Raw genomic sequence first — 14589 nt, forward strand, 5'->3', positions numbered from 1 at the left:
TGCTGGGCGCGGGACGGGAAAGATGAGCCGGCGCGGCATTCGACCGGTTCGCCGCAGAGCTGGCGAGTGCTGACATGACAGCCTCCATGAGTGGGTTGGGGGGCTGATCGTCACTTGTTGGGCGACCAGCCAGATCAGACGGATTACTTCGCAGAGGCTCCGAAGAGACTGGAGCGATAACCGCTGGTTTCGAGCAGATAGTCGCGTGAGGCGGTTGCCTCGGACGCCAGCCTGGCCAGATCGACGTCGACCAGCTTGCCGGCGCGTTTGCGGATCTTGCCGGCGACCATCACGGTGTCGACGTCGGAGCGTTCGACCGCCTGGACGATCGTGCCGATCGCGTTGGAGACCGGGAATACGGCGACATCGTTGGTGCGGACCATGATGATGTCGGCCTGCTTGCCTGATGTGAGAGTGCCGATGGCGGCTTCAAGGCCGGCGGCACGGGCGCCATTGATGGTGGCGGCTTGCAGCACCGCTTCGACCGAGATCGGCCCCGGCACGTTGGTTTCGCCGCGGAAGCGGCGGTAGCGCATTGCCGAACGCTGCTGCCCAAACAATGCATGCATTTCGCCGAACAGGTCGCTGCCGAAGGCGGTGTCGAGGTCGATGCCAAGCGCTGGCGCCAGACCATGGTCGATGGCCTGCTGATAGGCGAAGCGGTCGTCATCGAAGCCAAACAGCGCGTCGGAACGCGGATTGACGGTCACGTTGACCCCGGCGTCGGCAAAGTGCTTCCAGGTGTCTTCGGGTAGGCGGGTGCAATGGTTGAAAATGTTGTGCGGACCCAACAAGCCATTTTCGGTCACTTCCGCAGGCAGTTTCGCGAGATCGCCGATGAACTCGGTCAGTATCCGCATGTCGAGGTCGCGCGCGACCTTCCACCAGTCGAGATTGAACTGGCCGAACAGTCCAACCTGCACCAGACCGCCAGCATTCCAGTTGCGGGCGAGGCGTTCGAGATCGCCAGGCAGGTGCGCGCTGGACGCCTTCTTGTCCATGGCGGCACCTGCCAGGTGCAGCGCGCGGATGCCGGAGCCCTTGAGCGCGTCGAGCGCCGCATCGGTGTGTTCGGGGCTGCGCGAACTGTGGCAAGCGTCGATGATCGTCGTTATGCCGGCATCGAGCGAGGCGGCGGCCGTCAGGCTGGTGCTGATAGACATGTCGTGCGGGCGGTAGTGCGCGCCGAGCGTTTCGGCGACGGCGCCGATATAGGCAAAGAGGTCGTCGACGTCAGGCATCAGACGGCGCATCACGCCGAGCCACATGTGATGATGCGCATCGACCAGCCCCGGCATGACGATGCTTGTGGAGGCGTCGATGATTTCGGCGCCATCCGCCTGGATGTTTGCACCGATCGCGACGATGCGATCGTTCTCGACAAGAACGTCGCCGGTCGCGAGATTGGGGACGGCGGCATCCATCGTGATGACGGTGCCGCCCTTGAATAGTGTGCGGGGATTGTTCTGAGTGCTCATGGCCTGTTCCTTCCAGATGCGTGCTGGTGGGTTGCGTATGGCCAGCCTTATCGCTCCTGGACGAACTTGAATTAAGTGCTGATATGTCCGATGCTTCCTGACTGAAAATCAGGAATAGTTATGGCGTTCGATGGCAGGATCTTGTCCGGGGTCAGCGTGCTGGCGGCGGTCGTCGAAGGCGGCACCTTCGTCAAAGCCGCCGAGCTGATCGGCATCACCGATTCAGGCGTCAGCCGGGCCATTGGACGGCTCGAGGCGCGTCTGGGTGTGCGGCTGTTCGATCGAACCACGCGATCCCTGTCGCTGACCGATGAAGGCCGGCGCTTTTACGAGGAGGTGAAGCCGCACCTGAATGCGATCGAGGATGCGGCGGTTGTCGCCTCTGGTACCGCGTCAGCTGTGCGCGGCCGCCTCAAGGTGGACATCGACCCCTTCTTTCTGCCGCTGGTTCTGGCAGGCCGGCTCGGCGCCTTTTGTGATCGCTATCCCGACCTGACGATCGAGTTCGTCTCGAAAGAGCAGTTCGGCGACCTGGTGTCCGATGGCATCGACCTTGCRATCCGTTTCGGACAGCCACGTTTCTCGACGCTGGTTGCGCGCAAGTTGATCGAGGCGCCGATCCTGACCGTCGCATCTCCGCGCTATATCGTGCGCCATGGACGGCCGGGCCAGCCCACCGACCTCCCGGCGCATCGATGCCTGCAATTCCTGGACCCACACAGCGGCACGCCATTCGACTGGGCGTTCGTGCGCGGCGAGGAAACGATCGAGGTTCCGACCAGCGGACCTCTGACCTTCACCGACCCCAAATCGATGCTGGAGGAATGCATCGCCGGAACGGGTGTCACCCAAGTCATCAGTTGGGGCGTCAGGGAATTGTTGGCGGATGGGGCGCTGATCGATCTCTTTCCGGACTGGCATGGCGAGCTCTTCCCGCTGTTTGCCTTTCACCCGTCGCGCAAGCATCCGCCTGCCAAGGTGCGCGCCTTCGTCGATTTCTGCGTCGAGGTGTGTCGGGAGTTGTAACGAAAGCGTTGGAAATATTTATACTATTCCCGCGCGGAATATCTTTAAACCTGTTGGCGCGCTCCCTACGTCATCTTCCGTTATGTCTATCAAGGCAAAACCGATGTGACATCGTTCACGGCCACGCCACCCCTCACTGGGGACTCGGGACGCGCGGTCATTTCCCCATCCAATGAGCAGCCCAAACGTTCGACTCGCCCTTAGCGCGTCGAGCGTGTCGGTGCGCGATCTCCCCACTTCATCAATCAACACCAACCGGGTGGCCGTCGGGTGAACGAACCCGCGCGCCCATAGGAGAGAAGAAATGGAAGCCCTACAATATCTCGGCCCGATGGAATGGACGGCGATCGAGGTCGCCGTGCTGGTCGTCGTGCTGGCAATCCTGTTCTGGTGGAGCGGTGTGGTCCGCTACATCCCAAACGACAGGCTCGGCATCCTGGAAAAACTATGGAGTTTTCGCGGCTCCGTTAGCAATGGCTTCATCGCGCTCAACCGTGAGGCAGGCTACCAGCCGGAAGTCGTGCGCGGTGGCCTGCACTTCTTCATGCCGTTCCAATATTCGATGCATCGCGCCAATCTTGTCACCATCCCGCAGGGTCAGATCGGCTATGTGTTTGCCCGTGATGGCAAGCCGCTGCCTCCGACGCAGACACTTGCTTGCAACACCGACGCCGACGATTTCCAGGATGTGCGCGGCTTTCTCGAAAAAGGCGGACAGAAAGGACCGCAACGCAAGATCTTGCGTGAAGGCACTTACGCCATCAATCTCGCACAATTCATCGTGCTGACCGCCCAGTCGATCTATTCCGTTAATCTGAGCGTGTCGGAACAAAACCTTTTTTCCAATATGTCCAGCATGATCTCGGAGCGGGGCGGCTTTGAGCCAGTCGTCATCCATAATGCCGAGGACATGATCGGTATCGTCACCATCCATGACGGTCCGGCCCTGCCGGACGGCGAGATCATCGCACCGACCGTCGCCAACGATCCGAACGACCCGAACTTCCACAACAATTTTCAGGACCCGGAGAAGTTTCTCAATGCCGGTGGCTACCGTGGCCGGCAGCTGCAGGTGCTAGCCGACGGCAGCTACTTCCTCAATCGTATCTTCGCGACCGTCGAACTGGTCGAGAAGACGATCATTGACGTTGGCACGGTGGGTGTCGTTGTCTCCTATAACGGCCGCCACGGCACGGATATATCCGGGCAGGCATACCGTCACGGCGAGCTGGTAGAAATCGGCGCACGCGGTGTCTGGTCAACGCCGCTACTGCCAGGCAAGTATGCGTTCAATACCTATGCCGGCAAAATCATCACCGTGCCGACCACCAACTTCGTGCTCAAATGGACGAAGGAACAGTTTGGCGAACACAGGCTGGACGAGAACCTGTCTGAAGTGTCGTTGATCACCAAGGATGCGTTCGAGCCGGTGCTGCCGCTCTCCGTCGTCGTGCATATCGACTATATGAAGGCGCCGCTGGTGGTGCAGCGTTTCGGTGACATCAAGCGGCTGGTCGAACAAACGCTCGACCCGATGGTTTCTGCCTACTTCAAGAATATCGCCCAGACAAAGACGCTGATCCAGCTTTTGCAGGAGCGTAGCGACATCCAGCGCAAATCGGGCGAGGAGATGCGCGAAAAATTCAATACCTACAGCCTTGAGCTGCAGGAAGTGTTGATTGGTACGCCCCGAGCCGCCAATGGCCAGAACAGCATAGAGCAGATCCTGATCCAGCTGCGCGAGCGCCAGATCGCTGTGGAAAAGGTCGAGACTTATAAATTGCAGGAGAAGGCGGCCATTCAGGAACGCACGTTGCGTGAGAAGGAGGCGCTCGCCGAACAGCAAGCCAAGATCACGACGTCGGCGCTTACCATCGAGATCAGCGAGAACGAGGGCAAGGCGCAACTCGCCCGCACCCGCCAGCAGGCGGAAACCATTCAGGTCACTGCCAAGGCGGAGGCCGAGAAGGTGCGCCTCGGCGGCCAGGGCGAGGCCGACATGATCAAGGCTATCGCGTATGCCGATGCCGAACGCATCAAGGCGACCGGTTTTGCGGATGCCGAGAGGGTGCGCGCCATCGGTCTGGCGGAGGCCGAAGCCACCGAAAAGAAGGTCGCGGCCTTCGGCGGCCCGGACTATCAGCTCAACTCGCAGGTTCTCATGCGCTTCGCCGAGGCAATCGAAAATGGCAGGATACCGCTCGTGCCGCAGATCCAGATCGGCGCGACAGGTGGCGAGAAGGGGGCCGCCAATGGCCTTGTCGAGATGATGCTCTCGATGCTCGTCGCCGACCGGGTTGGACCGCAGACCGTACCGGATGAGATCCCGGCACCCGTTGAGGAGGAATGACTAGGGATGGGCCGGTTGTACCGGCCCATTTTGCGCTCTGCCGAAACATACCGCGGCGAGATGCAGGCCGCCTCAGGCAGCCGGTTGCATGGCCGCCCTCAGCAACATGCCGAACAGGTCGCGTGGTTCGTCGGGGTCAGCCAGAAGGTCAAGTTCTTCATAAAGGCCGGTTGCTTGCAACTGGTCGCGCACATAGCGCAGCGCCGAAAAATCCTCGATGGCGAAGCCGACAGAATCGAACAGCGTGATCTGTTTGCCGTCTCGGCGGCCTTGCGCCTTGGCGGCGATCACTTSCCAGAGYTCKGTCACCGGATRGTYGGGATCCAGCTGCTGGATYTCGCCCTCGATGCGTGTCTGYGGCGGGAACTCKACGAAAATGTCGGAGCGCAGCARGATGTCCTTGTGSAGTTCGGTCTTGCCRGGGCARTCGCCGCCRACSGCGTTGATGTGGACGCCGGAGCCRACCATGTTGTCGGTGAGGATGGTGGCGCACTGTTTGTCGGCGGTAACGGTCGTGATGATCCCGGCGCCTTCAACCGCTTCCTGTCCGGTTGCGCAGATAGTGATGTCAAATCCCATGCCAGCCAGGTTCTTCGCGCATTTCATCGAGGCTGAGCGGTCGATGTCGTAGAGCCTGAGCCGATCGATGCCGGTCAGCGCCTTGAAGGCGATCGCCTGGAATTCCGACTGCGCGCCATTGCCGATGATGGCCATGGTGCGCGCACCGCGCGGTGCCAGATACTTGGCCGCGACTGCTGAAGTGGCGGCGGTGCGCAGCGCCGTCAGGATGGTCATTTCGGTGAGCAGCATTGGGTAGCCGCTTCCAACATCGGCGAGCACGCCGAAGGCGGTCACCGTCTGCAGGCCCTGGCGCATGTTCTTCGGATGCCCGTTGACATATTTGAAGCCATAGAGGCGCCCATCACTTGTCGGCATCAGTTCGATGACGCCGTCATGGCTGTGCGAGGCGATGCGGGGCGTCTTGTCGAAAAGCTCCCAGCGACGGAAGTCTTCTTCGATGTAGCCGGCGAGCTCGGTCAGGAAGCGCTCGACGCCGATGGCGATCACCAGCTTCATCATGCGGTCGACGCTGACGAAGGGGACGATGTTCAGCTTGGCCGTGGTCATTATCAAAAGCTCCCGGAATGGCTGCGGGTCGGACGGTCCATGATGCGGCGCCCCATCAGGCTCGCCGTCAGGTCAACCATCAGAGTCGCGGTGCGGCCGCGCTCGTCCAGAAAGGGATTCAACTCGACAAGGTCCAGACTGGAGACGAGGCCGCTGTCGGACAGCATCTCCATCACCAGATGCGCCTCGCGGAACGTCGCGCCGCCGGGGACCGTGGTGCCGACTGCCGGCGCGATTGATGGGTCGAGGAAGTCGACGTCGAGACTGACATGCAGCAGCCCGYCTTCCKCYGMYACRCGCGCCAGGAAGGCGCGYAGCAGCGGCGCGATGCCRTRCTCGTCGATGGCGCGCATGTCGTGCACRGTCACGCCCGCCTGRTTGAGCGCGCTGCGCTCGGCCGGGTCGACACTGCGCAGCCCCATGGTGCAGATACGCTTGGGGTCGACCGCTGCCGGCAGATCCGGAAAATAGCCGCTGAAACCCGGCTGGCCGCTGGCGTARGCGAGCGGRACACCGTGCAGATTGCCGCTGGCGGTGGWGTCGAGCGTGTGRAAGTCCGGATGSGCGTCGAGCCACARYACGAACAGYGGGCGCCYGGCYTCWGCGGCGCGGCGGGCGAGGCCCGACACGGTTCCSGCYGAGATCGAATGGTCGCCGCCGAGAAAGATCGGCATGGCGTCCTCGCTCGCCGCGTAGGCGGCCGCGGCAATGGCGGATGTCCAGGCCGATATCTCGGGCAGGGCCTTCAGCGCCAGATTGCCATGCACAAGGCGCCTTGCTGGAAGCGGCTGAACGGCGCCCATGTCCTCGACATCGTGGCCGAGGCCTGACAGCACATCGGCAAGTCCGGCGGTCCTAAGCGCACTCGGCCCCATTTCGCATCCCATCCTGCCTGCGCCGTCCTGCACCGGCGCCCCGACGATTCTGCAACGCATTCTTTTTCCCGCGGCCCAAGTTCGAATGAGCGCGAGAAGATCATGGCGAGCCGGCGATATGAACAGGCAGAATTGGCAATTCGAAAAGCATCGTTTATCGTAATGGCAGCGAAATTGATCAAAATGGTAACCCGTCATGGATGCACTGGACGAACGGCTCGTGACCTTGCTCCGGCATGACGCGCGGCGCAGCGTGTCGGATCTCGCCGTCGATCTCGGCGTCTCGCGTGCCACGGTCAGGGCGCGTATGGAGCGGCTCGAACGGTCCGGCGAGATCATCGGCTACACTGTGGTGCTGCGCGCCGACGCGGTCGATCAGCGCATTCGCGGTATCATGCTCATCGAAATTGAGGGCCATGCCGCCGACCGCGTGGTCCGGGCGCTGGGTGGCTTCCCTGAAGTCTCGACCATCCATACCACCAATGGTCGATGGGATCTGGTGGTTGAACTCGGCACGGCCTCGCTGACTGATTTCGATGCGGTGCTACGGCGCATCCGCCTCATAGCCGGCATAACGGGCAGCGAAACCAGTCTACTGCTGGCGACGCCACGCACGACGCGAGCACGACTGACCTAGCTCTTGCGACGAGCAGAAGGATCGATGGTCTGGTCGCCCTTAGTGTCGCTTTACCATCCGCTAAAACAGCCCTGCTGCACCAAAGACGGTTCACCCGCGCTGCTCCTTTTCGGGCGCTGCCTGCCGACGGAAATTACCTCACCCAGGAGGTTGTTCGCCGGAGCATCCGGAACCCGGCATGAGGATGAAGCCAGGGCTGCCCAGGTGGGTGAGCCGCGTCATCAACGGCTTTGCGCGAACTGTCCGCATTCGTCAACGTGAACTCGGCGCGGCTTGTCAGGCGGCCAAAGGGGGAGATAGAAGCGACTGCGTGCCTGGATTGCGCTTCGCAGGACTGGCCTGTCCCGGATGGCGGCCCTGGCGGTTTCGAGGCAGGCGGCAATGTCCATGGGGCTGCAGCAGCATGACGGTTCGTTACGCGTTCTTCGAAGGCACCATCCACCCGGGTCGGGAGGCCGAGTTCAGGAGCATCGTCCAGGAGCGCCTCATTCCGCTCTGGACGACGTTTCCGGGATGCCAGAACGTTACGGTCTCGTTCGAAGTCGAGCATGACGACGGAGTGCCGTCCTGCCCCATGGTTCTCTCGTTCCATTATCCGGATCTGGAGACCCTGCGCAKGTCGCTGCAGTCGGAGGTTCGAACCGTTAGCCGAGGCGTCACTGCCGAGTTGTTGAAGCTGTTCGATGGCCGGATACGCCACCATATTTGCGAKCCTGCGGAAGGGGCCGGTGCCCAGCATGCCTTCGAGGGCGTCGCCAGTCTTGCAATCTGACTTGGGTCGGCTGCCGTTGCGCCAAGTCAGCCGGCGATAGACCAGTCGATGCCGCTCGAGCCTATCAGCCGGGCGAGGTTTTCGCGCTGCTGTGCCATGTGATCGAGGATGATGACCAGCCGGGAATTGTGGTCTTCCGTTGGCCAGGCCGCCAGCGTTTCGGCGGGGTAAAAGGCATCGTGGACCCCGTGCACGACCACCGGCAGGTCCGACCCCACCACGTTGAGGATGCCCTTGAAGCGCAAAAGGGATGGCGCGAACTCGCCAACGAGGCCGGATAGGAAGGCGGTAAGTGCGGCCCAGGCGACCGGATCCCGGGCCTCGAGCGACAGGGTGCCGATGCCGTTGTGCGCATGGGGCGCATGGCGAAGCCGGTCGGGAACGCCGTCGACATCGGCCCACGCTCCGAAGTCTTTCTTGCGGTCATCGTCGGCAATCATGAGACGCTTTGCGTCCACGACACCTGACGTCACGGCGATGACTGGTGCGTGTGGATTGAGTCCCGAGACTTCAGCGCGAACGGCCGCTGTTGTCGTCTCGCTCGCGAGGTCGGTTTTCGTCAGGACGACGAGATCGGCCACAGCGATTTGCTGGCGGGCCTCCTCACGGGTATGGGTCTGGTGCAAGGCGTGCTGGGCATCGACCGTCGCGACCACCGAAGACAGCGGGAAATCGCCGGCAACCAGCGGATTCGTCGCAAGCTCGCGCAAGATCGGCCCGGGCACAGCCAGTCCGGTTGTCTCAATCAACACGCGCCGCAGGTCCAGGCGATCGTCGCCAACCCAACGGCGGCGCAAGGCGTTGAGGCTTTGCGGCAGGTCGGCGCGCATGGTGCAGCACAGGCAGCCGCTGCGCATCAGCACCGTTTCGCCATCGATCCTTTCGATCAGGTGATGATCGATCCCGATCTCGCCAATCTCGTTGATGAACACGGCAGTGCCGCGCATGGCCGGGTCAAGGAGAATGTGCCGAAGCAGGGTCGTCTTGCCGCTGCCGAGCATGCCGGTCAGCAGTGTGACGGGCCAGCGCGGAGGTCCGTCCGGTTCGCTGCTCACGTGGCCCGAATGACGAGGCGCGGTGGCAAAATGATCCGTTCGGGCATTGCCGTCGGATGGGCGATGCGTTGCAGCAGGCGGTGGGCGGCCACCTCTCCGATATGGCTGGTACCGACCGCGATTGTGGTCAAAGGCGGCTGGCTGATTGCCGATTCCGCGACATTGTCGAACCCGATCACCGCCACGTCGCGGCCCGGCTCAAGGTTGAGACGGTAAAGCGCGCTGAGGGCGCCATGGGCAATGACGTCGTTGTGGCAGAGTAGCGCCGTCGGCCGGTTCGGACCGGCCAGCAGCGCCATGACCCTCTCGGCAGCTTCAACGCGAAGGGACGGGCAGGGCATGACATGGGCTGGATTCAGCCCGTGCCGTCGCAGGGCGCCGGTGAAGCCAGCCAAGCGCTCCGCCGAAGCCGAGGTCTGCCGGTCCGCGCCAATGAAGGCTATCCTGGTATGCCCGCGCTCGATGAGATGCTCGGTCGCGAGTTCCGTCCCAAGCCGATAGTCGGCGCCGACATAGTCCGTGGCAGTGCCGGCCACCTGCCTGAGAATCTGCACCACCGGTACACGCGAGCGCTGCAACTCCTCGATGACCTTGCGGTCCGTTCCCTCGGCGGGGCTGAGGATGATGCCGTCAGCGCCCTGTTCGCGCATGCGCTGGATGAAACGCGATTGTCGCTCGGTGCTGTCATTGGTGTTCGCAAGGAAGGTCAGCAGCCCTGCTTCCTCGAGCACGCGCTCGATGCCGGCAGTGAGTTCGGCGTAAAAGGGATTGGTGATTTCCGCAACGACCAGCCCCACCGTCTGCGAGCGCCCTGAACGCATCGAGGCCGCGCCGCGATTGTAGACGTAGCCGAGTTCGGCAATCGCCTCGAGCACCCGCACCCGCGTCACTTCCGCCACCAGCGGGCTCTCGCGAAGCACCAGCGACACGGTCGAGCGCGATACGTCGGCGAAATCAGCGATGTCGCTGAGGGTCACGCGCTGGTCAGCGCTGGCGGATGGCGGGAGGCGGCCATCCATCTGATTCTTCTTGGATCGATCCATAAATTTTTATCGCACAAGGTCAAGATTGGATCAATAGGTCCCAGTTCGTTTGGGGTCAAGCTTTTAGATCGATGCAAAAGTTGTTGCATCCTGCCTGAGGATTTGCAATTGTCGTGCCGGTACCACCCGCGGGATCGGTTCGCCGAGGTGAGGTGGTGTTCAATGGGATGGAGAACGAAATGAACAAGCGCTTTGGACGAGGCGGTCCGGCACTGCGGTGGGGAGGGGTTGCCCTCCTGGCGCTGCAGGCGGCGGGATTCGCCAGCCTGGCTCATGCCGATGACGCCGTGGCGAATGCAAAGGCGGCGGTCGCCAAATATGCCGGCCCGCAGACCACCTGGGAGGGACCGACCAGTGCGCCCGCTCCCGCCAAAGGTATGAAACTGGTTTTCCTGTCGGGTGACGAGCAGAACGACATCTCGCACCTCTATGGTCAGTTCATGAAGGAAGCCGGAACCAAGCTCGGCTGGGACGTGACGGTCATCGACGGCAAGGGCAGCCCGACCTCCTGGCTCTCCGGCTTCAACCAGGCAATCGCGCTGAAGCCCAACGGCATCGCGATCTTCGCCGACGCCGCGAGCCTCAAGGATCCGATTGCCGCTGCCAACAAGGCCGGCATCACGGTGATCGGCATGCATGCCGCATCGCTGCCAGGACCGCAGCCCGATCTCGGACTGTTCGTGAACATCCAGGAAGACCCGCGCGAGATTGGCGCCGCCGAAGCCGACTGGGCGATCGCCGACAGCGACGGGAAGGCCAAGGTCGTCGTGCTGACCCATAACGAGTACCAGATCGCCGAGACCAAATCGAAGGCGACGCGCGACCAGGTCGCCAAGTGCACGACCTGTCAGGTCGTCGAATATGCGAACTCGCCGGCCTCCGAGGCGGCTCAGCGCATGCCGCAGTTGACCACCAGCTGGATCCAGCGTTTCGGGACGCCGCTCTACATCACCTCCGTCGGCGACAACGACTTCGACTTCGCCGTGCCGGTGCTGCGCACGGGCGGGCTCAAGCCGGCTGACGTCAAATTGATCGGCGCGGACGGCAACCGGTCGGCCTATGACCGCATCCGCAAAGGCAATTTCCAGACCGTGACGGTTTCCGAGCCAATCGAGTTGCAGGCCTATCAGGCGGTCGACGAGTTCAACCGCGCCTTCAACAAGCAGGCGCCGAGCGGTTTCGTGCAGCCGCCCTATCTGGTGACGCCGCAAAACGTCGACAAGGAAGGCGGCGAMAAGAACAACTTCGTGCCGTCAAATGGCTACAAGGAACACTACCTGAGCAATTGGGGTGTCAAGTAGACTGCTTCGCAACGACAAGCGCGGCGTCGTTCCTTCGGACGACGCCGCGTATTTCTGCAGGCGCGGACCACGGGTTCGCGCGGCCAGCTTGAGTACCGCCCATGCCGTTTGAGCCATCCTCGCCACACCGGGGCGACGAACCGGTGCTTTCAATCACCGGTCTTTCGAAGGCGTTTACCGGAACGCTCGCGCTCGACAATGTCGACTTCGACCTGCGGCGTGGAGAGATACATGCTCTGCTTGGCCAGAACGGCGCCGGCAAGTCGACGCTGATCAAGATCCTTGCCGGTGTTTATCCGGCGCTCGCTGGCGACATCCGTGTCGCAGGCCGCCTGGCCGACCCGATCACCGAGCGGCTGCCGATCAACTTCATCCACCAGGACCTCGGGCTCGTGGACAGCATGAGCGTCGGCGAGAATGTCGCGATCGCCGCCGGCTATTCCCGCCGTCGCGGTTTGATCGACTGGCGTGAAACCGATCGCGCCGCGCGCCGGGCGCTGATGGCAATGGCCAGCGACATCGATCCCGAGGCTCGCGTCGGAACGCTGACGGCCGCCGAAAAGTCGATCGTGGCGATCGCCCGCGCGCTTGCCACGCGCTGCGATATTCTGGTGCTCGACGAGCCGACCGCGTCCCTGCCGGAGGCCGATGTCGGCCGTCTGTTCGAGGCGCTTGCCCGCCTCAAGGCGAACGGGCTCGGCATCATCTACGTTTCGCACCGCCTGGATGAAGTGTTTCGCATCGCCGACCGGGTGACGGTGCTGCGCGACGGGCGCAAGGTCGCGACTGCCGACGTCAGAGATACCGTGCCCGCCCGGCTGGTCGCGATGATCGTCGGGCGGGAGCTTGGCGAGACCGAACTCGTGCCGCCGCCGGCGTCCGTGCGGCCGTTGCTCACGGTGTCGGAGCTGCAGTCGGGACCTGCCGGACCCGTGAGTTTCTCGGTGCCGGCCGGTGAGACGCTCGGGCTGGTCGGCCTGCGCGGTGCGGGCCATGACACCATCGCCCGCGCTCTGTTCGGCGATCGCCCGATCGATGGCGGGACAGTGACCCTGGGTGATCGCCAAATCGCGCCGGCCACCGCGGAGCAGGCAATGGCGGCCGGCATCGGGTTCATCTCGAGCAAGCGGGGCGAGGAGAGCATGGCCGCCTCGCTCAGCGTGCGCGAAAACCTCTACCTCAACCCGACCTTGACGGGGACAAAGCCCTCGGGCTGGATCGATCCGGCGGCAGAGCGCGCCCGTGCCGCAGGCGTTGTCGCTCGCTACTCGATCCGCCCCTCCGACCCGGAACGGGCCATAGCGACGCTGAGTGGCGGCAACCAGCAGAAAGTCATCGTTGCCCGCTGGCTCGAGGGTGCCGTCGATCTGCTCATCCTCGAAGAACCCACGACAGGCGTCGACGTCGGCTCGAAGGCCGAAATCTATGCCCTGATGCAGAGGTCACTCGCCAAAGGCATGGCTGTGCTTTTGGTCTCGTCGGATTTCGAGGAAGTGGCCAAGGTGTGTCACCGGGCGCTCGTGTTCAATCGCGGTAGAGTGGCGGCCGAAATACCCCGCGACCAGTTGACTGTGTCACGCCTGACGGCGCTGGCGGCCGGCGCCGAAACTTTTGAGGTCACAGCATGACTGCACAACTTTCGCAGCGCGGAACCGCGATGGCGCGGGCGACCCGGTTCGTTTCCGTCTGGGGTCTCCTGATTGTCCTCGTCGCGCTTATCGCCCTGTTCTCGGCGCTCAAGCCCGACACCTTCCTCACCTATTTCAACTTCCAGGCGCTCGCCGGCAGCAAATCGATCCAGGCCATCGTGGCGCTCGCCGCGATGATCCCCATCGCCGCCAATCGCTTCGACCTGTCGGTCGCCTTCGTCCTTGGCATCGCCCAGGTGCTGGCGATCGGCCTCCAAGGCATGGGCATACCTTGGCCGGTGGTCGTGGTGCTGATCCTGGCGCTCGGGGCGCTGGTGGGCCTGATCAACGGCTTGTTGGTCACCGTGGTCGGCATCGACAGCTTCATCGCCACGCTGGGTACAGGGACGGTCCTGCTCGGCATCAACCAGTGGTACACCGGCGGCCAGCAGGTGCTGGCCAACCTGCCCGATTCCTTCCTTGCCCTGTCCAGCGTGGTCTACGGCGTGCCGCTGCCGGCGGTCTACGTCCTGGTCATCACCATCGTTCTCTGGGTCGTGCTCGAATTCCTGCCTGTCGGCCGCTTCGTCTATGTGCTCGGCATAAATCCGCGTGCCGCCCAGCTCAACGGCATCTCGGAAAAGAAGTACGTCACCGGAGCGCTGGTCGCTGCCGGCGTGCTCTCGGCATTCGCCGGCATTGTGCTGCAGTCGCAATTGCAGGTCGGCCAGAGTTCGGTCGGCCAGGAGTACCTGCTTCCCGCCTTCACCGCCGCGCTGCTGGGCGCTACGGCCATCAAGCCCGGACGGGTCAATGTCTGGGGTACCGTGCTGGCCGTGGCGGTGCTCGCCGTCACTGTCGCCGGCCTCAATCAACTGGGAGCGCCATTCTTCGTGGAATCGCTGTTCAACGGCGCAACCCTGATCATCGCGGTGGGCCTGGCCGTAACCGMCAGCAAGCGTCGGACCGTGGCGGGCACCGCCGCCGACGCCGCGGCGCGCAGCAGCGCCAGTGTGCCGGCCACGCCTGCCGAGGGAGTAAGCAAATGACCGGCAAATCATCCGACGAACCCGCCGACGCCAGTCCCGCGCTCGGTGCGAACTGGTACCCTTCTCGCTGGGGGGCGAACGACCAGCGCGGCAACGGCAATCTGCAGGGACCGCACAAGGTGATGCAAGCGCTCGCCTTGGCCAGGACCGGAGCGATCGTTTCCCTCGGTCATCGCTATGATGCCCAGATTCCGCTGGCGCCGGGGCGCATCTTTGGCCTGCGCATGCCCGGTGGGCCGACCGGTGG

The 14589-nt window shown here is 63.1% G+C and carries 12 protein-coding genes and 1 pseudogene; 8 read left to right on the forward strand and 5 right to left on the reverse strand.

All coding sequences use genetic code 11. The annotated features are described in order from the left end of the window. Positions 1-143: 143 nt before the first annotated feature. Complete coding sequence (locus AC1DX0_RS19485) at positions 144-1478, reverse strand: amidohydrolase family protein (RefSeq protein WP_477220499.1); 1335 nt, start codon at positions 1476-1478, stop codon at positions 144-146. A 120-nt stretch (positions 1479-1598) separates the two neighbouring features. On the opposite strand from AC1DX0_RS19485, the gene AC1DX0_RS19490 reads away from it, so the two are divergent. Then, positions 1599-2504, forward strand: coding sequence for a LysR family transcriptional regulator (locus tag AC1DX0_RS19490; protein WP_477220500.1), 906 nt, complete (start codon positions 1599-1601; stop codon positions 2502-2504). Between the two features lie 304 nt (positions 2505-2808). Continuing rightward, positions 2809-4854 carry an SPFH domain-containing protein gene (locus tag AC1DX0_RS19495; RefSeq protein WP_477220501.1) on the forward strand — a complete coding sequence of 682 codons (2046 nt, stop codon included), beginning with the start codon at positions 2809-2811 and terminating at the stop codon, positions 4852-4854. 72 nt (positions 4855-4926) lie between these two features. On the opposite strand, the gene AC1DX0_RS19500 is transcribed toward AC1DX0_RS19495, so the two are convergent. Together AC1DX0_RS19500 and rocF are read right to left on the reverse strand one after the other, a co-directional pair. Further along, positions 4927-5982, reverse strand: a complete 1056-nt coding sequence (locus tag AC1DX0_RS19500) for an ornithine cyclodeaminase (RefSeq protein ID WP_477356482.1) — start codon at positions 5980-5982, stop codon at positions 4927-4929. Between the two features lie 2 nt (positions 5983-5984). Next, positions 5985-6917, reverse strand: a complete 933-nt coding sequence (gene rocF, locus AC1DX0_RS19505) for an arginase (protein ID WP_477356484.1) — start codon at positions 6915-6917, stop codon at positions 5985-5987. A gap of 136 nt (positions 6918-7053) precedes the next feature. On the opposite strand from rocF, the gene AC1DX0_RS19510 reads away from it, so the two are divergent. Continuing rightward, positions 7054-7494: an Lrp/AsnC family transcriptional regulator gene (locus AC1DX0_RS19510; protein WP_091582685.1), complete on the forward strand. Its 441-nt coding sequence runs from the start codon at positions 7054-7056 to the stop codon at positions 7492-7494. A 403-nt stretch (positions 7495-7897) separates the two neighbouring features. Further along, positions 7898-8266 carry a hypothetical protein gene (locus tag AC1DX0_RS19515; protein WP_477356486.1) on the forward strand — a complete coding sequence of 123 codons (369 nt, stop codon included), beginning with the start codon at positions 7898-7900 and terminating at the stop codon, positions 8264-8266. 26 nt (positions 8267-8292) lie between these two features. On the opposite strand, the gene AC1DX0_RS19520 is transcribed toward AC1DX0_RS19515, so the two are convergent. Then, complete coding sequence (locus AC1DX0_RS19520) at positions 8293-9321, reverse strand: CobW family GTP-binding protein (protein WP_477220505.1); 1029 nt, start codon at positions 9319-9321, stop codon at positions 8293-8295. Beyond that, a complete protein-coding gene (locus AC1DX0_RS19525; RefSeq protein WP_477220506.1) occupies positions 9318-10340 on the reverse strand; it encodes a LacI family DNA-binding transcriptional regulator in 1023 nt (340 codons plus the stop codon). The genes AC1DX0_RS19520 and AC1DX0_RS19525 overlap by 4 nt, the downstream gene beginning before the upstream one ends. A gap of 203 nt (positions 10341-10543) precedes the next feature. On the opposite strand from AC1DX0_RS19525, the gene AC1DX0_RS19530 reads away from it, so the two are divergent. From AC1DX0_RS19530 to AC1DX0_RS19545, 4 genes and pseudogenes are all read left to right on the forward strand, one after another. Then, a complete protein-coding gene (locus AC1DX0_RS19530) occupies positions 10544-11665 on the forward strand; it encodes a substrate-binding domain-containing protein (RefSeq protein ID WP_477356488.1) in 1122 nt (373 codons plus the stop codon). 143 nt (positions 11666-11808) lie between these two features. Further along, positions 11809-13293, forward strand: coding sequence for a sugar ABC transporter ATP-binding protein (locus AC1DX0_RS19535; protein ID WP_477356490.1), 1485 nt, complete (start codon positions 11809-11811; stop codon positions 13291-13293). Beyond that, on the forward strand, positions 13290-14342 hold the full coding sequence (locus AC1DX0_RS19540) for an ABC transporter permease (protein ID WP_477356492.1): 1053 nt from the start codon (positions 13290-13292) through the stop codon (positions 14340-14342). Before AC1DX0_RS19535 ends, AC1DX0_RS19540 begins: the two co-directional genes overlap by 4 nt. Continuing rightward, a pseudogene (locus AC1DX0_RS19545) lies at positions 14339-14589 on the forward strand (hypothetical protein); the annotation flags it as partial. The gene AC1DX0_RS19540 and the pseudogene AC1DX0_RS19545, both read left to right, overlap by 4 nt.

This window comes from Mesorhizobium sp. P3_A9, assembly GCF_056402975.1.

What these genes read in the sequence shown, in the direction of transcription:
- AC1DX0_RS19495 (WP_477220501.1), top strand. Translation starts at nt 2,809, where the DNA reads ATGGAAGCCCTACAATATCTCGGCCCGATGGAATGGACGGCGATCGAG.
- AC1DX0_RS19510 (WP_091582685.1), top strand. Translation starts at nt 7,054, where the DNA reads ATGGATGCACTGGACGAACGGCTCGTGACCTTGCTCCGGCATGACGCG.
- AC1DX0_RS19485 (WP_477220499.1), bottom strand. Translation starts at nt 1,478, where the DNA reads ATGAGCACTCAGAACAATCCCCGCACACTATTCAAGGGCGGCACCGTC.
- AC1DX0_RS19525 (WP_477220506.1), bottom strand. Translation starts at nt 10,340, where the DNA reads ATGGATGGCCGCCTCCCGCCATCCGCCAGCGCTGACCAGCGCGTGACC.